The following is a 21,097-nucleotide window of genomic DNA, read 5'->3' as shown; positions in this document are numbered from 1 at the left end:
TCAGAATGAGAATTGATCGACGGCGCGAACCGTCAGGCCGGCGTCGAGCTTCTGCGCGCCAAGCAGGACCACGCGGTCGCCCTCCGCGAGCCCGGCAGAGACGATCACGTCCTTCGCTTCGTAGACGGCGACAGTGACCGGCTTGGCTGCGAGCTTTCCGTCCGGGCGCACGGTCCACACCGACGGCCCCGCGCCCTGGTTGACGAGCGCTGTCAGCGGCAGGCGAACGATGCGCTCGGGATCGGAATCGGTCAGGGTTACGGTCGCCGTCATGCCGAGTTGCACTTCCGGGCCTGCTGCCGCGACAGGGAAGCGCGCGAGATAGGTCCGCGTCGCGGCGTCGGCGGCAGGCGACAATTCACGCAAGGTCGCGCCATAGCGGACCCCGGCGTTCGACCAGAGCGTGACGACGGCCTTCGCCTGTCGCGCGCGTTCGACCGAGGCCTCCGGGATCGCCACGACGGCCTCCTTTTCTGCCGTGCGGGCAAGCCGGATCGCCGCGTATCCCGGCTGGACGACCTGGCCGGGCTCGACCGCGGTCGCCGTGATGACACCGTTCGCGTCGGCGCGCAGGACGGCGTAGGACGAGGCGTTCCTGGCGAGGTCCAGCGCGCGTTCGGCGCGGGCGAGGCGGCTTCTCGCCTCCTCCGAAGCGGCGCGCCTTGCGTCGAGCGTGGCGGCCGTCGTCCAGCCCTGCTTGATCAGCGACCTGGCACGATCGAAATCGGCCTCGGCCTGCGCCCGGCTTGCGGCCGCTGCCGCGCGCTCCGCCTCGGCCTGCGCGACCTGGAGCCCGAAATCGGCCTCGTCGAGCGTGGCGAGCACGTCGCCGTCCCGGACCACGTCGCCGACATTCACGAGCCGCTTGGCGACCTTCCCCTGCACGCGGAAGCCAAGATCGCTTTCGACGCGGGCACGAATGACACCGACGAGGCTGCGCTCGCCGGTCCTTGGCTCGAAGGCGACGGCCGGAGCCAGGACGGGGCGGGCCTGGTCGTGCGTTTCGGCGCGCTCTGCGCCGTCCGAAGGCCCGCAACCGGCGAGCACCGCGGCGAGCCCCACAATGGATGTGGCGCGAAAGACGTTGGAAAGCAGTGGTGATCCGCGCATGGCGCCCTCGAACTGTTGTGAGGCCGGACAGGGGTGCTGCGGAAGGTCTGGATCGCGGGTTTGACGCGCGGATCGCACCTTCAGGAAACACCGGTAGCGCAAGCATGATCGGCTAACGTGTGACGAATGTCAATATTCATCACACGTATTTTGTCATTTGATTATCGTCGCTGCGGGACCTTCCGCCTGGGCCGCCCCGGCGCTCGCCGCGTTCGGGGGGCAGTCTCCGCGAAGTGTCAGTACTCGCTGAAAGGGGCCATGGCGCGCACCGAGCGTCAGCTCGAGCGTGGTCGTGAGAGCGCTGACGGGGAGCCCGAAATCGCCGCGCGCGTTCGATCTGCCGCTGGGGCCGGTCACACCGGGGAGGGCGCCTTGCCCGATCAGCGAATCCTGATAGAGCGGAATTCCGGCTCCTTTCGAAGGAAATCGCAATGCCGGATCTCTCCACCCTCATGCTCTTTGCCGCCGCCTGCCTGGTGCTCACCGCCACGCCCGGTCCCGACATGCTGCTGATTGCCTCGCGCAGCATCAGCCAGGGGCGCGGCGCCGGGTTTTTGACCTATGTCGGCATCGCGCTCGGCACCTATTGCCATGCGCTTGCTGCCGCGCTCGGGCTCTCCCAGCTCTTCCTGACCGTGCCGATCGCCTATGAGATCCTGCGCTGGGCCGGCTGCGCCTATCTGCTCTATCTCGCCTGGAAGACCGTGCGCTCCGACGGAGCTGGCTTCTCCCCGACGGCGACGCTGCAGCGGCTGTCGGGGCGGCGGATCCTCGGGGAGGGCCTTGCGACCAACCTGCTCAATCCGAAAATGGCGCTCTTCGTGCTGGCGCTGTTTCCGCAATTCGTGACGCCTGAAGGCGGCTCGATGGCGGCGCAGATGCTGGTGCTCGCCACGATCATCAACGGCATCGGCTTTCTCGTGAACGGCGCGGTGATCCTGCTCGGCCACCGGCTGCGCAGCCTTGTTGCCGGCCGGCTCCGCTTCCCCAGGTTGCCCCAGTATCTGCTCGCGGGCGTGTTTGCGGGGCTCGCCTGCCGGCTTGCGCTCGGGGCCAGGAACTGAGCGCGCCTCGCGCGTGACACGACCCGAGGCAAAAAAACGCCCGGCCGCGGAAACCGTGGCCGGGCGTTTTCAAGAGATGAGCTTTCGGCCTTACTTCGCGGCGCTGGAGAAGGACTGCCAGCGCTTCAGGAACTCGTCGCGCTTGGCGGCCGCCTCGTCCTCGTCGATGCCGAAGACCTTGACGCTGTCCATGGCCGGCAGCTCGACATGTTTGGAGACGTCGATGTCGCTGCGGCTCGGCCGGCGGAAGGCGTTCTCCAGGAGCGCGATCTGGGCCTCCTTCGACAGCATCAGGTCATAGGCGGCCTTTGCCGTGGCGCCGCCCGGCGCACCCTTGATCAGCACCTGGAATTCCGGCGTGCTGAACGTGCCTTCGCTGGGGTAGACCAGCGAGATCTCGCGCTGACCGCCGGCGACATAGGCATAGGCGTTCGACTCGAAGGTCAGGCCGATCGGGTATTCTCCCTGGCCGACGCTGCGCAGCACGGTCGAGGCGGCGCTGGAGACGGTCAGGTTCGCGGCGAGCGCCTTCAGCCCATCGGGGCCGAGCAGCTTCTCGACGCCCCACAGGATCGTATAGGCGGTCGAGCTGTTGGCGGGGTCGGCGATGATGATCTTGCCCTTGAAAGCCGGGTCGAGCAGCTCCTTCCAGGTCTTCGGCGCCGGCTTGCCGCCGAGCTGGTTCTTGTTGACCATGGCCACGACGAGATGGACGTTCGAGGCGGTCCAGAGGTTCTCCGGCTGGCGCAGGGCTGCCGGGATCGCGGCGGCTTCCGGCGAGGCATAGGGCTCGAAGAGCGGCTTGAAGGCGCCGAGCGTATTGGCGCTCGAGCTCCAGAACAGATCGGCCTGGGGCTTGGCGGCTTCAGCCTCGATCCGGCGCAGGAGCTGGCCCGAACCGCCGGTGATCGTGCTGATCTTGAGCTTTGCCTGTTTGTCCTTGGCGACGCCGAGCACGGCGTCCACCGCCTGGGCATTGTTCGAGGTGTAGAGCACGACGGTGCCCGCAGCACCCTGGGCGAAAGCCGGTAGCGCCGGTGCGGCCGCAAGGCCGGCGAGCCCGGCAAGGACAGCGCGGCGGTCGATCAGGTTTGTCATGGTCGTTCCTTTCTCCCCGCCTTCCCCTTGCTGTGTCCGGACGGCGAGGCGGAGCCGGCCCGGCTTGGTCGTTGGCTGGAACCGTTCAGGCCTTTGACGAGAACAGGTCGATCTTGAAGACGCGGGTCGCGACGATGATCGGGATCAGGATCACCGCGACCAGCACGAGGCCATAGGCGGAGGCCGAGGCCATCAGGTTGGAATCGATCAGCTTGTAGATCTGGATCGGCATCGTCTCGCGTCCGCCGGAATAGACGATGATCGAGGCCGAGAGCTCGGCGACGGTGGTCGTCCAGGTCAGAACGGCGGCTGCGGCGACCGCCGGCAGCATCAGCGGCAGCACGACCTTGAAGAAGGTCGTGACCGGCGGCACGCCGAGGCTGACCGAGGCCTCCTCGATCGAATTCGGGATGTTGTAGAGCGTCGAGGAGGAGTTGCGGATGCCGAAAGGCAGGCGGCGCACGACATAGGCGAGCACGATGATGCTCGCCGTGCCGGTCAGCGGCAGGAAGCCGGTGTTGAAAGACATCACAAGGCCAAGGCCGATGATCGTGCCCGACAGTGCCAGCGGCAGCGCCGTCAGATAATCCAGCGCCGGCGTCAGGATATTGCGCTTCTTAACGATGAGATAGCTGACGAGCGCGCTGAAGGTGATGCCGATCACGGTCGCGACGGCGGAATAGGCCAGCGTGTTCAGCACCGGATCGGGCGCGATCCGCACCAGCCGCTCGACATGGGCCGTCGTCCATTCGCCCCAGCGCATCACCGGGCCGCGCGAGACGGTGAAGGCGCCGATCACGATCGAGCCGAGCGGCAGCAGCGAGACGACGACGAGCAGCCCGGCGAGCAGGCCGATGAACAGGCCGGGCAGGCCGCGCAGCCGCTCGGCCCTGGCGCCGCGCCCCTGCGTGACCTCGTGGCGGCCGCGCGAGACGATCCAGCGCTGCACGAAGAGCACGATCATCACGAGCGCGATCGAGACCGTCGCCAGCGTCGACTGCATCACCGGGTCGGAGCCGCCCTCGGCGACCGCCGCCTGGTAGGTCAGCACCGAGAGCAGCGGCACGCGGCTGCCCAGAATGGTCGCGGTCGCGAAATTGCCGACGACGAGCGTGAAGACGAGGAGCGAACTCGCCAGAACCGAGGGCAGGACCACGGGCAGCATCACGCGCAGCCGCGAGCGGGCCGGCGAGGTGCCGAGGCTCTGGGCGGCTTCCTCGAGCTGGACGTCGAAGCCGCGGATGGCGGCGAGCGTGCCGATATAGATGTAGGTGTAATAGGTGAAGGTCATCACCGTGATCAGGCCGGGCCAGCCGTAGAAGCTCGGGATGTCGATGCCGCGCGCGCCGAGATAGCGGGTGATGAAGCCGTTATTGCCGAGCATCATCAGCCAGGTCTGGGCCGCTATGACCTCGGGGATGACGAGCGTGATCAGCGGCAGCACCGCGACGATCGATTTGCCCGGGAATTCGAAGCGCGCCGTGAAATAGGCGAGCGGCACGCCGATCAGCGTCGTGGTCAGGGTGACGGCGACGCCGAGCACGATCGTGTTGAGGATGGCGGCGAAATATTTCGGATCGGCCGCGAGCAGCGCCCAGCCGCTATGGCTGCCGCTGCCCAGGCTGCCGGTCAGCACCCTGAGCAGGGGATAGAGCAGGAACACGGCCAGGATCCCGAGCGCGAGCGCCGAGAACCAGAACCAGACCGAGCGGAACTGCCGGCTCATGATGCGAGCACCAGCGTCCGGGCCGGATCGAAGCCGAGGCCGACCTTGGCGCCGGGCTCGAAACGGTCATGGGCGCCGCTCTGGAGATCGACCGCCAGAACGCGCCCGCTGTCGAGCACGACCTTGTAGCTGGTCTTGCCGCCGAGATATTGCCGATGCGCGATGCGGCCGGGCAGGGTGCCGGCGCTGCCGGGCTCGGCAAGCAGGATGTCTTCGGGCCGTGCCACCAGCGTCGCGCGGCCGGCTGCAAGCGCCGCCGGCGCACGGGCCGCGATCGCCGTGCCGTCGAGCACGACGGGGCCGGTCTCGCCGGCCTGGCGCGCCAGCGTGTCGACCTCGACCAGATTGGCGCCGCCGACGAAGTCCGCGACATAGCTGGTGCGGGGCTCGCGATAGATCTGCGCCGCGGTGCCGACCTGCTCGAGCCGGCCCTGGTTCATCACGCCGATGCGGTCGGACATGGCCAGCGCCTCCTCGCGATCATGGGTGACGAAGACGGTGGTGATCTTCGCCTCGCGCTGCAGCTCGACGATGGTCTCGCGCACCTGCAGGCGCAGCTTGGCATCGAGATTGGAGAGCGGCTCGTCCATGAGCAGCACCTGCGGCTGGATGACGAGGGCACGCGCCAGCGCGACGCGCTGGCGCTGGCCGCCCGAGAGCGCAGCCGGATGGCGCTGTCCGAGATGGCCGAGGCCGACGCGCTCCAGTGAGGCCTGGACCTTGGACTTGATCACGCCTTCCGCCTGCCGGCGAGCACGCAGGCCATAGGCGACATTGTCGAAGACGGTCTTGTCGGGAAACAGCGCATAGTCCTGGAAGACCATGCCGATATCGCGCTTATGCGGCGGCAGATGCGTCACCTCGGTGCCGCCGAAGCGCAGATGCCCGCGCTCGGCCGGGACGAAGCCGGCAATGGTGCGCAGCAGGGTGGTCTTGCCGCAACCGCTGGGGCCGAGCAGGGTGAAGAAGGAGCCCGGCTCGATCGTCAGTTCGAGCCCGTCGATGACGCGCTGGCCGCCATAGGCGACGGCCAGATTCTCGATCGCGATACCCATATCTCCCCCTCAGTGCTGGAACTCCGGCGGATCGGCGCCGTCTCGGAGCGGGTTGGCTCAGTGTTTCATGCTGGTCTCGACGAGCCGCAGCATCTCGCGGTGGCGCGCGGGATCGCCCGCCGCCATGATGCGCTTGCCCGTGCTCTGGGTGAGCGGCTGGCCTTCCCAGTCGGTGACGACACCGCCGGCGCCCTCGATGATCGGGCGGAAGGGCGCGAAGTCCCAGAGCTTCATCCTGGTGTCGAAGGCGGCATCGGTGCGTCCGCTCGCCAGCAGGCCAAAGCTCATGCAGGCGCCGCCCCAGATCCGCCAGGCGGTCGCCGCGCGCATGGCATCGAGCGCCGGGCGCTCCTCGTCGTCGAAGAAATCGGGATTACTGGCGGAAAGAATGGCCTCGCCCAGCGCGCCGCAGGCGCGGGTGCGGCAGGGGCTGCCATTATGCAGGGTCGGCCGGCCCCTGACGCCGATCCAGCGGTCGCCGGTGACGGGATGGTCGATGATGCCGATGATCGGTTCGCCCTCGCGCATCAGCGCGATCAGCGTGCCATAGACCGGCAGGCCGGCAATGAAGGCGGCGGTGCCGTCGATCGGATCGAGCACCCAGACCAGATCGGCGTCGGGATTCGCGGAGGCTTCCTCCTCGCCGATGATGCCATGGCTGGGAAAGCGGTCGGCGATGCGCTCGCGCAGGCGCCGTTCGATGCGCGCATCGAGCGCGGTGACGAAGCTGCGGTCGGGCTTGACCTCGACATCGGGCCGGACGGTTGCCGCCTCCCGCAGGATGCTGCCGCTCTCCTGCGCCAATTGCCAGGCGAAGGCGAGCCAGCTGTCTTCCTCTTCCTTGGAGCGCATCCCCGCCTCACCACCGCTTCGATATGTCATCAGAATGTCATGATACAAGAAAAATACAATAAGTATTTTGCTTCGCCGACTATGGAATCGGGCGCCGTGCGGGGCATGGAACGAGGAGCGATGCCCGGAAAAACCGCCGGGCCGCGCCTGCCGCCCTCAGGAACGGCCGCTCCAGCGTGACACAGCGGGCCGTCGCTCCGCGAAAACTTGTTAGCCGGGAAGCAAGCGCACGGCCAGCGCGGCGTTCACCCGATGCCGCGCTCGCGTCTGTTCTGTCGCCTATGTGACGACGAAGCCGTGGGCGAATGGGTCGCGATCGTCGATGAAGATCGTGTTGATGCCGGTCATCCTGGCCCAGCCGGCGATGGAGGGGACGATCGCCGGCTTGCCCGCGACGGTGGTCGCCGCCTCGACGCGGCCGTTGAACAGCGAGCCGATGATCGATTCATGCACGAACTCGTCGCCGACCTTGAGCCGGCCCTTGGCCGCGAGCTGCGCCATGCGCGCCGAGGTGCCGGTGCCGCAGGGCGAGCGGTCGATCGCCTTCTCGCCGTAGAACACGGCATTGCGCGCGTGCGCTTCGGGCTTCGTCGGCTTGCCCGTCCACTGGATATGGCTGAGGCCGCTGATCTGCGGATGCTCGGGATGGACGAACTCGTATTTGGCATTGAGCGCGGCGCGCAGTTTTGGCGACCAGCCGACGAGCTCGCCGGCGGTATGGTCGGCCATATCCCGAAAATTCTTCTGCGGCTCGACGATCGCATAGAAATTGCCGCCATAGGCGACATCGACGACGATCTCGCCGAGCCCTTCGACCTCGGCCGTCAGGCCTTCGGCGGCGAGGAAGCCCGGCACATTGGTCAGGCGCACCTCCTCGACGAAGCGGCCCTCCTGGCGATAGGTGATGTCGACCTTGCCGGCGGGCGCGTCGATCGAGAGCTTGCCCGGCTCGCGCGGGGTGATCAGGCCGTTCTCGATGCCCATGGTGATCGTGCCGATGGTGCCGTGGCCGCACATCGGCAGGCAGCCGGAGGTCTCGATGAAGAGCACGGCGACGTCGCAATCGGGCCGGGTCGGCGGATAGAGGATCGAGCCCGACATCATGTCGTGCCCGCGCGGCTCGAACATCAGGCCGGTGCGGATCCAGTCGAACTCGCGCAGGAAATGCGCGCGCTTCTCCAGCATGTCGGCCCCTTCCAGCCGCGGGCCGCCGCCCGAGACGAGGCGGACCGGATTGCCGCAGGTATGTCCGTCGATGCAGGAGAAGGTGTAGCTGGCCATGGTCCGGGCCCTTCAGAAGCGCTGCGGGGAAAAGGGGGCAAGGTCGATCGCGGGCTCGCGCCCGGTCAAGAGATCGGCGACGATCCGGGCTGTGCCTGCCGACTGGGTCAGGCCGAGATGGCCATGGCCGAAGGCGTGGATCACGCGTGGCGTGGCCCGCGCCCGCCCGATCGCCGGCAGGCTGTCGGGCACCGAGGGACGAAAGCCCATCCACTGCACGCCGCCCTCGGGCTTCAGGCCGGGCAGGAAGAGGCGCGCCTTCTTCAGCATCGCGTCCGAACGGGCGAAATTCGGCGGCAGCTTCAGGCCGCCAAGCTCGACGGCGCCACCGACGCGGATGCCGGTCGAGAGCCGGGTCGCAACGAAGCCGTGGCCGCCGAAGGTGATCTGCGTGCGCAGGTCGAAGGCGTCAGTGGGGAGGGTGGTGTTGTAGCCGCGCTCGGTTTCGAGGGGAATGTGCTCTGCGAGGCTGCGGGCGATCAGATGGGAGAAGGCGCCCGCTGCGATGACGACCTGCGGCGCGCGGCGTGTGCCGCCGTCGCGCGAATGGATCGCGACAGTATCCCCGAGTGGCGTGAGGCCCGAGACGTCGAGACGCTCGATCGCGCCGCCCTTGCTGCGGAACGCCTCCGCGAGGGCCAGGGTGTAGAGTTTGGGATCGGCAATCGAGTACCAGCCGGGCGTGAAGGTGCCATGCGTGAAGCGCGGCGCAAGGCCGGGCTGGATCTCGGCCATGTCAGCGGCATCGAGATGGCGAAATGCGACGCCGTGCCTTTCCCGCGCCTGCCAGCCGGGAAGCGAGGCCTTCAGCTCGGCTTCGCTCTCATAGACCTGGAGGTTGCCCTCCTTGCGCAGCATGAAGCTGGTGCCGGTGGCCTGCAGCAGCGGCTCGAGCTCGGCTTTCGACAGGTCCATCAGGGCCGTCTGCGCCGCCGTGGACTGCTCCACGTTCCGGGGCGAGCAGGCTCGCCAGAAGCGATACATCCAGGGGGCGATCTGCAGCGCATAGCGCGGCGGCACCGAGAGCGGCCCCAAAGGGTCGGCAAGCCAGCGCGGCGCCTTCTTGAGAATGCCGGGCGATGCGAGCGGCAGGATATCGGTGAAGGCGAAGGCGCCGGCATTGCCGGCTGACGCGCCGGCCGCCGGTCCTTCGCGATCAAGCACGATGACCGACAGGCCGCGCCCCTGCGCCGCGATCGCGACGGAGAGGCCGACGACGCCGGCGCCTATGACGATGACATCGGGATCGGCCATCAACGAAGACCTGCTTGGCTCAATCGGCGAGCGGACGCGGCGTGGCGGCGGAAAGCTCCGCCGCCACGCCCGACCTCAAATCCACCCTCAGGCGGCATATTTCTGGACGGCGCCCGGAAGCGTGTTCCAGGCCGCATACCAGCTGTCGAAGAGCGCGAGCTGCGCCTCGGCATAGCCGCGCTGGCTCGCGGTCAAGGCATCCGTCTCGTTGAAGTGCAGGGTGTATTCCTTGGCCCCCTTCAGCACCATCATATGCTTGAAATAGAGCACGAGATCGGGACCCTCGTCGAAGGACGAGAGCACGCCGAGAGCCTGTTCGAGCTCCAGTGCGCGCTGGCGCGCCTCGGCATCGCCGGCCGCCGCCGCCTGGGAGAGCTTGCAGAGATGGATCACTTCTTTCGGCAGCACATTGCCGATGCCGGTGATCGCGCCCGTCGCGCCGCAATTCACATAGCCATGGACGACGGCGGTATCGACGCCGATCATCAGCGAAACGTCATCGTCGCCGCTGGTGATGGTCTCGGCGGCGTAGCGCATGTCGGCGGGACCGCCGAATTCCTTGAAGCCGACGAGGTTCTTGTGCTCGGCCCGCAGGGCGAAGAACAGGTCGGCCCGCGTCGCGAAGCCATAATAGGGGCTGTTATAGATCACCGCCGGCAGATCCGGCGCAGCCGAGAGGATCGCCTTGAAATGCGCCTTCTGGGCGAGGAGGACGGTGCCGCGGGACAAGACGCGCGGGATCACCATCAAGCCCTGGGCGCCGACCTTCTGCGCATGGGCCGCGTGAGCCACCGCTAAAGCGGTGTTGACCGCGCCGGTGCCGACGATCACCGGAATGCCGGCCTTCACCAGGCGCTCGACGCCTTCCATGCGCTGGGCATCGGTCAGCAGCGGCCAATCTCCCATCGAGCCGCAATAGACCACCGCCGACATGCCTTCAGCGATCAGCTCCTTGCCCTTGCGCACCAGGGCATCGAAGTCGGGGGTTCGATCCGCCTTGCACGGGGTCATCAGCGCGGGGATCACACCGGAGAAAATCTTGGCCTTCATGTCGATCTCCTTCTGGCTTGCCGAATGGTGGAGTTCGCAGCGCCGCAAGGGCGACGATGCTCGTCTCTGCGTCCTGATATATCTGTTTGCATATTATTTGTCGACAAGAATTAGGCGAGCGTCCTAAAGGGCAATCTCCAGGCGCTCGTCGCCGACCATAAGCTTCTGGATTTGCTGGACGATCTGATCGGCGTGGGCCTTGCCGAGGCGCTCTGCTGCGACGACGTCCCGGGCGATGATCGCGGCGATCATCGCTTCATGCTCCTCGACGAAACGCTGCGGCAGCCGGTCCTCGTAGGACTGATAGTAGAGCCTGAGGAAGCGCCGCCCTTCATCGAGCAGGCGGCTGAACAGGCTGTTGAAATACGGGTTGCGGCCGGCCTCGGCGATGGCGGAATGAAACGCCGCGTTCGTCGCGATCATCGCCAGCGCGTCCTGCGCCTGCACGGCGGCGGCGAATTCCTTCTGCCGGGCGCGGATGGTGACCAGATCCTGCGGGCGGTGATGCTGGGCCGCGAGCTGCGTCGTCACCCGGTACATCAGCACGAGAGCGTCGAAGAAGGGCGACATGTTGAGGAAATCGAGGTTCGACACCATCGTCGAGCGGTTGGGCAGCGTGTCGATCAGCCCTTCGCCCGCGAGCCGCACCAGGGCCTCGCGAATGGGCGTGCGCGACATCTTGAACCGCTCGGCGAGCTGGACTTCGTCGATCGGGCTGCCCGGCGGCAGCACCAGGTCGAGGATCTCGTCCCGCAACAGATCATAGACGACCTTCACGCCCGAGCCGCGCTTGCGCTCAGGAGCGGCGGCAGATTGTTTCGTCGTCTTCATCGGCAGATCCTCTTGTCGACAAGAAGGATACTGGCGGCGCCAAGGCGGATCAATCGCTTCGAGGGGCGCCTTGCGCACGCAACGAAACGAAACTCGCCTGACGCACAGCCAAAGCGGGAAGGGCGGGCCCGCTCTGGGCCCGCCCTGAAGATCGATGGCGACGGTGATGGATCGGCTCGACCGTCCTGGTCCGGTCACTTCGCGTTGGCGGCCTTCTCGATGATCTCGGCGACGACGGTCGGCTTCGAGACATAGACGGCATGGCTGCCCTTGGTCTCGACGACGGTCGATCCGGCGCGCTTGGCCATCTGGTGCTGGGCCGGGGATGGGATCATGTGGTCGTCGCTGGCGACAAGATAGAAGCTCGGCTTGACCTTCCAGGCCGGATTGGTGACCGCGCCGGTGAGCGCCGCGACGCCCCAGGGCACCTGCGAGTCGGCCATCAGGGCCGCGGTGTCGGCATCGACATCGGCGGCGAAGGCGGCGGCGAACTTGGCCTTGTCGAGGGCGAGGAAGCCGTCGACGGGCGGCAGGATCGGCGGGACGGCGGCGCCGGGAGGCGGGTTGGCGATCAGCGAGGAGACCGACTCGCCCTGATCCGGCGCGAAGGCGGCGATGTAGACGACCGCCTTGACCTTCGGATCGGTGCCGGCCTCGCTGACGACGACGCCGCCATAGGAATGGCCGACCAGGATGACCGGGCCATCCTGCTGGGCGATCGCCCGCTTGGTGAAGGCGACATCGTCGGCCAGCGAGGTCGTCGGGTTCTGGACGATGGTGACGCTGTAACCCTTCTTGCGGAGGAGATTGTATACGCCCTGCCAGCCCGAGCCGTCGACGAAGCCACCATGGACGAGGACGACGTTCTTCACGGCAGGGGCGGCCTCGGCACTCGTGCCGGCGACGACGGCGGAGAGGGCAACGGTAGCGGAGAGGGCGGCGGCAGCGATCAGGGACTTGGTCATGACGGTGGCTCCTTCCTGTTTCTGCGATAATCATTATCGCGATATGTAATTCAATACAGAGGCCCCGCGGCCTTGTAAAGCAATTTCTTTATCGCGATATTGTTTTTCGAGATCTGGGCCCGCGAGGCCCCTGGAGGATGCCGATGACCGATGCCCCGACGCTGCCGCTCGACGGCCAGCTCTGTTTCTCGATCTATTCCGCCTCGCTGGCGATCCAGCGCGTCTACAAGCCGATGCTGGACGCGCTCGGCGTGACCTATACGCAATATCTCGTGCTGAGCGCGCTCTGGGAGCGGGACGGCCTGACGATCGGGGCGATCGGCGAGCGCCTCGCGCTCGAGCCGAGCACGATCACGCCCGCGGTCAAGCGGCTCGAGGCGGCGGGCTTTCTCGCCCGCCAGCGCAGCACCATCGACGAGCGTCTGGTCGAGGTCCATCTCACGGAGAAAGGCAGGAGCCTGCATCCCAAGACAGGGTGCCTGACCGATGCGCTCTTGCGCCATTCCGGCTTCGCCGTCCCCGAGATGATCGAGCTCAACAGCCGCGTCCAGGCCCTGCGCCAGGGCATGCGCGACGCAACCGGCGCCCACCAGGCGGCCGGAGCGGAGGGCGTGGAATGACCATGTGATCGACCGCCCGGCGCTATCGCTCCATCGCCTCGAGATTCCCGAGTACGCGACCGAGCAATGCGATCAGCGTCTGCTGGTCTTCAGCCGAGAGACCGCGCGTCATCTCTTCATTGCTCTGCTGAAGGATCGCCCGTCCCGCCGGCAGGCGGTCGCGTGCCTCCTGCGTCAGCGAGATCAGGCTGCTGCGGCGATCGGCCGGATCGGGCTCCCGCCGGATGATGCCGTCACGCTCCATGCGCGCGAGAAGCTGCGCCATTGTCGGCTGTTCGACCCTTGCCCAGCGCGCGAGCTCGGTTTGCGATCGGCTGTCCCCGTCTTTCAGGGCGGCCAGCACCGGAAGCTGAGCGGTGGCGAAACCGATCTTTCCGAGGCGTAGATCACCGATCCGGGCCAGGCCGCGCGCGATCCGGCTGAAATAATGGCCGGGATAGGCCATCGGGTCCCAGTCCTCGGATGTCATTGCATAGGCTCCTATGTTGTTATATAGGCTCCTATGTATATCGAGGATCCTGTCATGACAACCAGACCGAAAATCGCGATCATCGGCGGCGGGCCCGGCGGGTTGATGCTCGCCCGGCTCCTTCTGTTGCGCGGGCTTGAGCCGACAGTCTTCGAGCGGGATCGCCATGCCGGTGACCGGCCACAGGGTGGCTCGCTCGATCTCCACGCCGAGACCGGCCAGCAGGCTATCGCCCGGGCTGGGCTCGAAGCCGAGTTTCGCGCCGTGGCGCGGCCCGAGGATCAGGGCGACCGGCTCTATGACCAGAACGGCACGCTGTTGTTCGACCGCGACGGTGCCGGAGACAATCGACCGGAGGTCGACCGGACCGCCTTGCGCCAGATCCTGCTCGGCTCGCTTGCGCCCATGACGCTGCGTTGGGCGAGCAAGGTCGATGCCGTGACACCGATCGAGGCGGGCGGGTTTGATGTCGTCGTCGACGGAATCTCGGAACGCTTCGATATCGTCATCGGTGCGGATGGGGCATGGTCGCGTGTCCGCGCCCTGCTCTCCGATGCCCGGCCGCTCTACGAGGGGGTAACGCTGGTCGAGTTCGGCTTCGCTGCCGAACGCCATCCCGACGTCGATGGGTTGGTCGGGAGCGGCAAGATGTTCGCCGTCGGCGACAATCGGGTGCTGATCGCGCAACGCAATGGACACCGCCATATCCGCGGCTACGCGGGTCTGCGTCTTCCTGAGGCGGAGGCGCGCGGTTGGATGTCGCTCGGCGACGATCGCATCCGGGCAATGCTGCGCGATCGTTTCGCAGGTTGGGCGCCGTCCCTCGTCCATCTCATCGACAGTGGCGAGCTTATCGCCGTCCGCCCGCTCTATGCGCTGCCGATCGATCATTCCTGGCAAAGCCGGGTGGGGCTGACCTTGCTTGGGGACGCAGCCCATCTGATGTCGCCCTTCGGCGGCGAGGGCGTGAATCTGGCGCTCGCCGATGCCGTCGACCTGGCAGACGCGCTGACGAGCGGCGATGGATGGGGCGCGGTTGCCGCTTACGAAGCCGCGATGATGCGACGGGCGAGACCTGCCGCGGAAGGGGCGGCGGAGGGCCTGGCTGGTGCAATTTCGGCCGCGGGCGTCGCGGCCGTTCTGGATCAGTATCGCCAGCGGGTCGAAGCCTGACATGCCCCTGGAGGCATTCATCGGCCCGAGCGCGGCAAGGCGCCATGTGCGCGTGGATCGGCGCGCGATTGCTGCCGGACTTGACGAGCGCGAGCTGGCGACGCTGTTGATTGCGGTGGCTTCCGCGTCATCTCGGCCAACCCAAAGATTGGCCCGCGGCGAGAAGCCGACAACTCCGGCAAGGCGAAGGCGGCGATGGTGGCATTTCTGATGGATGGCCCGGCTGAGGCGAGGACAACGATCCTCCTGGCGCATGGCGCGGGGGCTCCGATGGATTCCGCTTCGATGACGGCCAATGCCGGCGCTTTGGCTGCGGCCGGTCTTCGCGTGGCCCGGTTCGAGTTCGGTTACATGGCGGGGCGCCGGACATCAGCCGGTCGTAAGCCACCGCCGCGCGCCGAAACCCTGATCTCGGAATATGCCGCCGCCATCGGCGCGCTCGATTGCAAGGGGCCGCTCATCATCGGCGGCAAATCGATGGGTGGACGTGTCGCCAGCATGCTGGCCGACGAGTGGCACGCATCCGGCCGGATCGCCGGCCTGCTCTGCCTTGGCTATCCCTTCCACCCGATCGGCAAGCCCGAGCAGCTGCGCACGGCGCATCTCGCGACCATGAAGACGCCGACGCTGATCGCGCAGGGGACGAGGGACCTGTTCGGAACCCGCGAGGAGGTGTCGACCTACACACTCTCCAGCGCCATCGAGATCCTCTGGCTCGACGATGGCGATCACGACCTGAAGCCGCGCAAGGCGGTCTCGGGCTATTCCATCGACGACCATCTGAGGACGCTGTCGAACAAGGTCGCCGCCTGGGCGGATCGCCTCACGGCGTAGGGGCACGGCCGGCGCGGGCAGGGGAAGCGGCGCGACCCCGGGCCCGGCGCCGCTTCGTCGGTCTGGCCGGCCTCAGGTTCCGTCCGGCCCGCTGCTTTTGAGTTCCCAGGTCAGGATCGCGAGAGCCAGGTTCTCAAGCTCCAGCTCGGCCATCGGATGGTGGGCGGCGGCGTGGAGATCACGCGCCCTGGCGCAGGCGCGAATATAGTCCGCCTCCGAGCTCAGCATCACGGAGCGCCGGTTCGGGTAGCCTGGCGCGCGGTTCCGCCGGCGGTCGGGTCGCTCTTCACGCATGCATGGCCATGCCGGTTCGTGAGACGATACTGCTCATGCCTTAGAGTGAGGCCGGTTCACGCCAATCGCAACCCCGAGATTACCATTGGGCGCGAGAGGGGAGCGATTCGTCCAACGGCACTCGAATTCGAGGGCGCGCTTCAGCCGGGACGCAGGTCCCCGCCAGGGCATCATCTCTCCGGAGTGGGCGAGGGCAGCTCCGACCAGGCCCCGCCTATTGACGCACCAGGATGATCTCGGAGGTCTGCAGGATCGGGCCGCCGGGCGTGAGGTTATCCGCGACGGTCATCCGCAGGATGCCGCGGCCGTCATTCTGGATGACCATCGCGGCCTGCGTGTCGCCATTGACCGGGCGCGGCCACTCGATGCGAAGGTTCAGGGTGTCGCCGCTGCGCGTGCCGCTGAGCCGGGCGGGGCCGATCCGGGCGCCGGTATAGGTGCCGTGATAGGTGCCGGAGCGCGGATCATAGGTGACATCGATCGCGACCGGGCGCACGAAGATCAGATAGGCGCGGCAGCTGCCTTGCGCGCTGATCCGATTGTCGGTGGGGCGTCCCATGATCGAGCAGGTCACGTGCCGCGGCAGGCTACCGCCGTCGCGCTGGACCTTGCCGGAGCCGGACCAGTCGCCCCGAAAACGCTCGAGAAAGTCGGACTCGGCAGCGCGGGCAGGATTACAGACGAGGATGACAAGGAGGCAGCACAGGCAAGCCGCCGCGATGCCGCAGCGTGTCGCCCTGCCCATGACCCGGTGCTGCGGGAGCGCCCAGGAAGCCAGTTGGACCGGAGTGCCGGGCGTAAGAGTGTCCGCGACCGTCATGCGGAGCCTCCCCGGCTCTGGCTGGCTTGAGCCCGGCTAGCGTCTGGAGCCCATCGGCTGCGGCCCTCTCAACGGGCCCGGCAGGGCCGGGCGTCGTTCACGGGCGCCTGATCACGGCAGGGGTGTTCGCTCCCGCAGCCAGTTTTTGCGCCGCAAGCACCACCTCCAGGCGGTTGCGCGCGTTCAGCTTGGCCATCAGATTGGTCATGTAACCCTTGACGGTCTTGGCGCTGAGCGACAGCTCGCGGGCGATCTCGTTGTTCATCTTGCCGAGCAGCAGCAGGTTGACGATCTGCTGTTCCCGGACGCTGAGCCTGTTGCTGATCGCCTTCTGTCTTTCGAGGGTCTTTTCTTTCAACGCACAGATCAGCTTGGTCGCGAAGGAGGGCGTGACATAGACATCGCCTCGCTGTGCCGCCTGAAGAGCCTGGAAGAGGTCTTCTCCGGGACTGCCTTTCAGGACATAGCCCTTGGCCCCGGCATCCAGGGCCCTGATCGCGTCTTCCGTGCTGGCCGAGGCGGTGAACACCACGATCTTCGTCTCGGGAGCGATCTTCAACGCGTCCGCAATCGCCTGGAAGACATCCCCCGCCATGCTGAGATCGACGATCATCTCATCAGGGCGATGCGTTCTGGCGATCGGCACGATGTGATCTGCGACAGTCCCCGTCGCGGCGAGCATGAAACCGCCCCAGCGTTTCAGCAGCACGGCGATCCCCTCCATCAGCATGGGGTGATCATCGACGATCGCAACCGAAAGGTCCGGCATGGCTGACCTCTGTACTCTACCCCCCCAAGCCTGACCGGATGGTTGCGTAGTCAACGCTCTTTGTAAATCCTCTCAAAATGAGAACAATCTCGATTCAATCTGGTCGACAAACCTGTCTTGCTAAACCTTAGGTAGAATAGTTCCGTTTTCTGCGCCTGCGGTTGTGGATGACGGCAGGCGGGAGGGCATTCTGGCGCCGCTGCGGCGGTCACCCAGGCCGGCTGAGACCAGCAATGGCAATCTCGTTCAGCGCAATCGCCAGGTCTGTCCATCCCCGCCAGGTCGGGCGCCGGCCCATCTCGCCAAGCGTTTAGATTAAAAATATTCTAATTATAGATTTGAGTATTTCTAAGTTATTGAAGTATCGTGACAAATCGCCGCGCAGTCTGTAACTGGTCGCTATTCTGCACGAGGACAGATGCGGTGGATCTTCTGAGCACGCGATCGATCAAGGATAATATCCGGCGTGACTGGAACCGCCCGTCGGCCAAGTCCGATGTATTGCGGAATCGCGAGATCTTCTTGCCCATCGGGACTGCGTATCTCGGTGCGCGCGATAGCCAGCGATTGCTTGAACCGATCCGCACGAGAACCGTCTTCCTGGAGCAGGAGCAGATCAAGGGCGGTCGGGCGAGGGGAGGCCGCCGGTTGAACACTGGCGGCTGGGCCAGGACCGCTGCGCCATCCCCATGCGCAAACGGCAATCGATAGAGCGAGGATCATGATGGACAGGCATTCACAATCCGTGCCGGGCTGGTTTGCTTGGCTGACCCGGCGCGTGGCGCTCATGGCCGCCCTGGCCCTGCTTGCCGCACCGGGCATCCGCAGCGCGCAGGCTGCCGACACCATGATCGAGGTGACCGACCTTGCCGGCCGCACCGTCAAGGTCAAGAAGGGCGTGCAACGGGCCATCCTCGGCGAGGGCCGGCTGTTCTCCGCGACGGTCGTGCTGATGGGCAAGGACAAGCCGTTCGCGCAACTCGCCGCCATCGGCGACGACCTGCCGAAATTCGACCCCGACACCTGGAACCGCTACCTGGCGGATGTCCCTGCCGCCAAGTCGATGACATTGGTGAGCGCGCTCGCCTCGAGCGATTTCAGCGTGGAGAAGGCGATCACGCTCGATGCGGACCTCGTCATCCTGTCGCTCGGCTTCCTGGACAAGGCGATGCAGTCCGGCGTCGTCGACAACCTGGCCAAGGCCGGCATTCCGACGATCTTCATCGATTTCCGCGAGCGCCCGACGCAGAACACCGTGCCGAGCATGCTTCTGCTCGGCCGGGTCTTCGACCGCATCGACGCGGCCAATAGCTTCATCGACTATTATTCGCAGCAGATGCGGCGGGTCTACAACGTCACGACGCGGCTGAAGCAGGATCAGCGGCCGCTGGTCTTTGCCGAGCAGGCTGCCGGCCTCAACCCGTCTGCCTGCTGCCAGTCGTTCGGCAATTTCAACTTCGGCGAATTCGTCTCCGAAGCCGGCGGCATGAACTGGGGATCGAAGTATTTTTCCGGTGCCGGCGGCATGGTCAATCCGGAGAAGATCATCGTCGATGATCCGCAATTCCTGCTGATGACCGGCGCCAACTGGTCGAACAGCAACCCCGGCAATATCGCTGTCTGGCTCGGCTACGAGACCCAGCCCGAACGCGCCGCCGCGCAGCTCAAGGGCCTTGTCGCCCGGGCCGGATTTCCGGGACTGACGGCCGTGAAGAACCGGAGGGTGATGGCGATCTATCACCAGTTCTACCAGAGCCCGTACCATTTCGTGGCGATCCAGGCGCTCGCCAAGTGGATGCACCCCAACGAGTTCAAGGATCTCGACGCCTGGGCGACCTTCCAGGAGCTGCATGACCGCTTCCTGCCGATCAAGCTGACCGGCAAGTTCTGGATCGAGATGAACTGATCGCCATGGCCCTGTCCGATACGCCGGCCTTCCAGCCGCCTGCCGATACGGCCAGCGAGCGCTATCGGCGGCGGGTGCTGCGCAAGCTCCTGCTCGCTGTCGGGGCGCTTGCGCTGCTCACGCTGGCGCTCGTGGTCGATGTCTCGGTGGGGCCCGGCAATTTCCCCTTGATGGATGTGGCGCGCGTCATCCTCGAACCGGGATCGATGGGCCCGAAGCTCGACGTGATCGTCTGGGATGTGCGCCTGCCCGTCGCGGTGATGGCCATTCTCGTCGGTGCCATGCTGGGCACTGCCGGGGCGCAGATGCAGACCATCCTCGGCAATCCTCTCGCCGATCCGTTCACGCTCGGCATCTCGTCGGCGGCGAGCTTCGGTGCGGCGCTTGCCATCGCGACCGGCGTCTCGCTCGTGCCCTTCGCGGGGGCCTTCCTGGTGACGGCGAACGCCTTCCTGTTCGCGCTCGCGACCTCGGCGATCCTGTTCCTGTTCACGCGGCTGCGCGGCGTCACCGTCGAGACCTTCGTGCTCGTCGGCATCGCGCTGTTCTTCACCTTCAACGCGCTTCTGGCCTTCATCCAGTTCCACTCGTCCGAAACCCAGCTGCAGCAGATCATCTTCTGGATGATGGGCAGCCTGTCGCGCGCCACCTGGACGAAGCTCGGGATCTGCGCCGGCCTGCTTGGGGTCATCCTGCCGTTCTGCCTGCATCGCAGCTGGATGCTGACCGCGCTCACCATGGGCGACGAGCGGGCCGCCGCCCTCGGCGTGCGCGTCGCGCGGCTGCGCCTGGAAATGCTGGTCTGCATCTCGCTGCTGGCCTCGACCGCCGTCGCCTTCGTCGGCACGATCGGCTTCATCGGCCTGGTAGGGCCGCATATCGCCCGGCTGCTGGTCGGCGAGGACCAGCGCTATTTCGTGCCGGTCGCGGCGATTGCAGGCGGCCTCATCCTGTCGGTCGCGTCGACGCTGTCGAAGGGCATTACCCCGGGGATCATCTATCCCATCGGCATCATCACCGCCCTCGTCGGCGTGCCGTTCTTCCTCAGCCTCGTGATGTCGATCCGCCGGGAGCGCTGACAATGAGCCTCTCGATCGAGTCGATCGGTTTCGCCTATCGCGGCCGCGGCGACGTCTTCGACGGGCTCAGCGCGCTCGGGCTCGAGCGCGGCACCGTCACCGCCGTGGTCGGGCCGAACGGAGTTGGAAAATCCACCCTGTTTCGCCTCGTCGCCGGGCTGCTGCGCCCGCGCGCCGGCACCATGCGGCTCGACGGGGCCGACCTTGCCGGAATGACATCGCGGCAGCGGCATGATGCGATCTTCTTCCTGTCGCAGCATGTCGCGATGCGGGCTGCGCTCTGCGTCTTCGATTATGTGTTGCTCGCCCGGAAAGCCCATGGCGGCCGCGCCACGCGCGAGGATCTGCGGGCGGTGGAGGAGGCGCTCGGCACGCTGCATATCGACCATCTCTCGGAGGTTCCGGTGTCGGACCTTTCGGGTGGCCAGCAGCAGCTCGTCTCCGTGGCCCAGGCCCTGGTGCGCGCGCCCAGCGTGCTCCTGCTCGACGAGCCGACAAGCGCGCTCGACCTGCGCCGGCAGTTGCAGGTGACCAATGTCATCCGCGAGACGACGCGGCGGCGCGGTCAGGTCACGCTCGTCGCCTTGCACGATCTGGCACTGGCCAGCCGCTGCGCGGATCGCTTCCTGCTGATCGACCGCAAGACCGTCGTCGCCGATGGCCGCCCCAGGGATGTCCTCTCCCATCCCGCGGCGTCGGACGTGTATGGCGTCGACATCACGCTGGAACAGGGTGCGACCGGCAATCTCCTGGTCGACACCGCGCTGCGCGCCGGCACCGAGCGGCCGACGGCCTGAGAGGGCAGGGGGGGGGCGCCGCTCTTCGCCCCGGCAGATGGGCGTCGCAT

At 66.5% G+C, this 21,097-nt stretch carries 21 protein-coding genes; 7 read left to right on the top strand and 14 right to left on the bottom strand.

Annotation, left to right across the window (positions count from 1 at the left end):
* Positions 1-1,110: an efflux RND transporter periplasmic adaptor subunit gene (locus AB4118_RS04725; RefSeq protein ID WP_441488644.1), complete on the bottom strand. Its 1,110-nt coding sequence runs from the start codon at positions 1,108-1,110 to the stop codon at positions 1-3.
* Between the two features lie 431 nt (positions 1,111-1,541).
* On the opposite strand from AB4118_RS04725, the gene AB4118_RS04720 reads away from it, so the two are divergent.
* Positions 1,542-2,174, top strand: a complete 633-nt coding sequence (locus AB4118_RS04720; RefSeq protein WP_441488643.1) for a LysE family translocator — start codon at positions 1,542-1,544, stop codon at positions 2,172-2,174.
* 90 nt (positions 2,175-2,264) lie between these two features.
* Here AB4118_RS04720 and AB4118_RS04715 read toward each other — a convergent pair whose 3' ends face one another.
* From AB4118_RS04715 to AB4118_RS04675, 9 genes are all read right to left on the bottom strand, one after another.
* Positions 2,265-3,272 (bottom strand): ABC transporter substrate-binding protein, encoded by a 1,008-nt coding sequence (locus tag AB4118_RS04715; protein ID WP_441488642.1) that lies wholly within the window; start codon positions 3,270-3,272, stop codon positions 2,265-2,267.
* Between the two features lie 85 nt (positions 3,273-3,357).
* The gene (locus AB4118_RS04710) at positions 3,358-4,998 is read right to left on the bottom strand and encodes an ABC transporter permease (RefSeq protein ID WP_441488641.1); all 1,641 of its coding nucleotides are present in this window, start codon (positions 4,996-4,998) and stop codon (positions 3,358-3,360) included.
* Complete coding sequence (locus tag AB4118_RS04705; protein ID WP_441488640.1) at positions 4,995-6,053, bottom strand: ABC transporter ATP-binding protein; 1,059 nt, start codon at positions 6,051-6,053, stop codon at positions 4,995-4,997. The genes AB4118_RS04710 and AB4118_RS04705 overlap by 4 nt, the downstream gene beginning before the upstream one ends.
* 57 nt (positions 6,054-6,110) lie before the next feature.
* Complete coding sequence (locus AB4118_RS04700) at positions 6,111-6,935, bottom strand: inositol monophosphatase family protein (RefSeq protein WP_441488639.1); 825 nt, start codon at positions 6,933-6,935, stop codon at positions 6,111-6,113.
* A 249-nt stretch (positions 6,936-7,184) separates the two neighbouring features.
* On the bottom strand, positions 7,185-8,186 hold the full coding sequence (locus AB4118_RS04695) for a 4-hydroxyproline epimerase (RefSeq protein WP_441488638.1): 1,002 nt from the start codon (positions 8,184-8,186) through the stop codon (positions 7,185-7,187).
* Positions 8,187-8,198: 12 nt separating this feature from the next.
* Positions 8,199-9,440, bottom strand: coding sequence for an NAD(P)/FAD-dependent oxidoreductase (locus AB4118_RS04690; RefSeq protein WP_441488637.1), 1,242 nt, complete (start codon positions 9,438-9,440; stop codon positions 8,199-8,201).
* 87 nt (positions 9,441-9,527) lie between these two features.
* Positions 9,528-10,490, bottom strand: coding sequence for a dihydrodipicolinate synthase family protein (locus tag AB4118_RS04685; protein WP_441488636.1), 963 nt, complete (start codon positions 10,488-10,490; stop codon positions 9,528-9,530).
* A gap of 123 nt (positions 10,491-10,613) precedes the next feature.
* On the bottom strand, positions 10,614-11,321 hold the full coding sequence (locus AB4118_RS04680; protein WP_441488635.1) for a GntR family transcriptional regulator: 708 nt from the start codon (positions 11,319-11,321) through the stop codon (positions 10,614-10,616).
* Between the two features lie 194 nt (positions 11,322-11,515).
* Complete coding sequence (locus AB4118_RS04675) at positions 11,516-12,286, bottom strand: alpha/beta hydrolase (protein ID WP_441488634.1); 771 nt, start codon at positions 12,284-12,286, stop codon at positions 11,516-11,518.
* Between the two features lie 143 nt (positions 12,287-12,429).
* Between AB4118_RS04675 and AB4118_RS04670 the strand changes: the two genes are divergently transcribed.
* Positions 12,430-12,906, top strand: coding sequence for a MarR family winged helix-turn-helix transcriptional regulator (locus AB4118_RS04670; RefSeq protein ID WP_441488633.1), 477 nt, complete (start codon positions 12,430-12,432; stop codon positions 12,904-12,906).
* Positions 12,907-12,928: 22 nt separating this feature from the next.
* Here AB4118_RS04670 and AB4118_RS04665 read toward each other — a convergent pair whose 3' ends face one another.
* Complete coding sequence (locus AB4118_RS04665) at positions 12,929-13,375, bottom strand: MarR family winged helix-turn-helix transcriptional regulator (RefSeq protein ID WP_441488632.1); 447 nt, start codon at positions 13,373-13,375, stop codon at positions 12,929-12,931.
* 54 nt (positions 13,376-13,429) lie between these two features.
* Here AB4118_RS04665 and AB4118_RS04660 point away from each other — a divergent pair, with 54 nt between their 5' ends.
* Both AB4118_RS04660 and AB4118_RS04655 read left to right on the top strand, forming a co-directional pair.
* On the top strand, positions 13,430-14,548 hold the full coding sequence (locus AB4118_RS04660; RefSeq protein WP_441488631.1) for an FAD-dependent oxidoreductase: 1,119 nt from the start codon (positions 13,430-13,432) through the stop codon (positions 14,546-14,548).
* 195 nt (positions 14,549-14,743) lie between these two features.
* Entirely contained in the window at positions 14,744-15,382 is a 639-nt protein-coding gene (locus AB4118_RS04655) for an alpha/beta hydrolase family protein (protein WP_441488630.1), read from the top strand.
* Between the two features lie 72 nt (positions 15,383-15,454).
* On the opposite strand, the gene AB4118_RS04650 is transcribed toward AB4118_RS04655, so the two are convergent.
* From AB4118_RS04650 to AB4118_RS04640, 3 genes are all read right to left on the bottom strand, one after another.
* Positions 15,455-15,676, bottom strand: a complete 222-nt coding sequence (locus tag AB4118_RS04650; protein ID WP_069876938.1) for a hypothetical protein — start codon at positions 15,674-15,676, stop codon at positions 15,455-15,457.
* A 214-nt stretch (positions 15,677-15,890) separates the two neighbouring features.
* Positions 15,891-16,496: a hypothetical protein gene (locus tag AB4118_RS04645; protein ID WP_441488629.1), complete on the bottom strand. Its 606-nt coding sequence runs from the start codon at positions 16,494-16,496 to the stop codon at positions 15,891-15,893.
* A gap of 97 nt (positions 16,497-16,593) precedes the next feature.
* Positions 16,594-17,265: a LuxR C-terminal-related transcriptional regulator gene (locus AB4118_RS04640; RefSeq protein WP_441488628.1), complete on the bottom strand. Its 672-nt coding sequence runs from the start codon at positions 17,263-17,265 to the stop codon at positions 16,594-16,596.
* 724 nt (positions 17,266-17,989) lie between these two features.
* On the opposite strand from AB4118_RS04640, the gene AB4118_RS04635 reads away from it, so the two are divergent.
* Genes AB4118_RS04635 through AB4118_RS04625 form a run of 3 tightly spaced genes read left to right on the top strand, consistent with a single transcriptional unit; the run spans position 17,990 to position 21,047 of the window.
* Positions 17,990-19,171 (top strand): ABC transporter substrate-binding protein, encoded by a 1,182-nt coding sequence (locus AB4118_RS04635; protein WP_441488627.1) that lies wholly within the window; start codon positions 17,990-17,992, stop codon positions 19,169-19,171.
* A gap of 11 nt (positions 19,172-19,182) precedes the next feature.
* Entirely contained in the window at positions 19,183-20,250 is a 1,068-nt protein-coding gene (locus tag AB4118_RS04630) for a FecCD family ABC transporter permease (RefSeq protein ID WP_441488840.1), read from the top strand.
* Between the two features lie 2 nt (positions 20,251-20,252).
* Positions 20,253-21,047, top strand: a complete 795-nt coding sequence (locus AB4118_RS04625; protein WP_441488626.1) for an ABC transporter ATP-binding protein — start codon at positions 20,253-20,255, stop codon at positions 21,045-21,047.
* Positions 21,048-21,097 lie beyond the last annotated feature (50 nt).

Origin of the sequence: Allobosea sp. 2RAB26 (genome assembly GCF_052115465.1) — a bacterium.
Classification (GTDB): domain Bacteria; phylum Pseudomonadota; class Alphaproteobacteria; order Rhizobiales; family Beijerinckiaceae; genus Allobosea.
Note: the sequence above shows the minus strand (reverse complement) of the source record. Positions and strands in the feature narration are given on the sequence as shown.

Bases quoted from the DNA above. Each gene is read 5' to 3' on its own strand.
- AB4118_RS04725 (WP_441488644.1), bottom strand. From the start codon at position 1,110: ATGCGCGGATCACCACTGCTTTCCAACGTCTTTCGCGCCACATCCATT.
- AB4118_RS04720 (WP_441488643.1), top strand. From the start codon at position 1,542: ATGCCGGATCTCTCCACCCTCATGCTCTTTGCCGCCGCCTGCCTGGTG.
- AB4118_RS04715 (WP_441488642.1), bottom strand. From the start codon at position 3,272: ATGACAAACCTGATCGACCGCCGCGCTGTCCTTGCCGGGCTCGCCGGC.
- AB4118_RS04710 (WP_441488641.1), bottom strand. From the start codon at position 4,998: ATGAGCCGGCAGTTCCGCTCGGTCTGGTTCTGGTTCTCGGCGCTCGCG.
- AB4118_RS04705 (WP_441488640.1), bottom strand. From the start codon at position 6,053: ATGGGTATCGCGATCGAGAATCTGGCCGTCGCCTATGGCGGCCAGCGC.
- AB4118_RS04700 (WP_441488639.1), bottom strand. From the start codon at position 6,935: ATGACATATCGAAGCGGTGGTGAGGCGGGGATGCGCTCCAAGGAAGAG.
- AB4118_RS04695 (WP_441488638.1), bottom strand. From the start codon at position 8,186: ATGGCCAGCTACACCTTCTCCTGCATCGACGGACATACCTGCGGCAAT.
- AB4118_RS04690 (WP_441488637.1), bottom strand. From the start codon at position 9,440: ATGGCCGATCCCGATGTCATCGTCATAGGCGCCGGCGTCGTCGGCCTC.
- AB4118_RS04685 (WP_441488636.1), bottom strand. From the start codon at position 10,490: ATGAAGGCCAAGATTTTCTCCGGTGTGATCCCCGCGCTGATGACCCCG.
- AB4118_RS04680 (WP_441488635.1), bottom strand. From the start codon at position 11,321: ATGAAGACGACGAAACAATCTGCCGCCGCTCCTGAGCGCAAGCGCGGC.
- AB4118_RS04675 (WP_441488634.1), bottom strand. From the start codon at position 12,286: ATGACCAAGTCCCTGATCGCTGCCGCCGCCCTCTCCGCTACCGTTGCC.
- AB4118_RS04670 (WP_441488633.1), top strand. From the start codon at position 12,430: ATGACCGATGCCCCGACGCTGCCGCTCGACGGCCAGCTCTGTTTCTCG.
- AB4118_RS04665 (WP_441488632.1), bottom strand. From the start codon at position 13,375: ATGACATCCGAGGACTGGGACCCGATGGCCTATCCCGGCCATTATTTC.
- AB4118_RS04660 (WP_441488631.1), top strand. From the start codon at position 13,430: ATGACAACCAGACCGAAAATCGCGATCATCGGCGGCGGGCCCGGCGGG.
- AB4118_RS04655 (WP_441488630.1), top strand. From the start codon at position 14,744: ATGGTGGCATTTCTGATGGATGGCCCGGCTGAGGCGAGGACAACGATC.
- AB4118_RS04650 (WP_069876938.1), bottom strand. From the start codon at position 15,676: ATGCGTGAAGAGCGACCCGACCGCCGGCGGAACCGCGCGCCAGGCTAC.
- AB4118_RS04645 (WP_441488629.1), bottom strand. From the start codon at position 16,496: ATGACGGTCGCGGACACTCTTACGCCCGGCACTCCGGTCCAACTGGCT.
- AB4118_RS04640 (WP_441488628.1), bottom strand. From the start codon at position 17,265: ATGCCGGACCTTTCGGTTGCGATCGTCGATGATCACCCCATGCTGATG.
- AB4118_RS04635 (WP_441488627.1), top strand. From the start codon at position 17,990: ATGGACAGGCATTCACAATCCGTGCCGGGCTGGTTTGCTTGGCTGACC.
- AB4118_RS04625 (WP_441488626.1), top strand. From the start codon at position 20,253: ATGAGCCTCTCGATCGAGTCGATCGGTTTCGCCTATCGCGGCCGCGGC.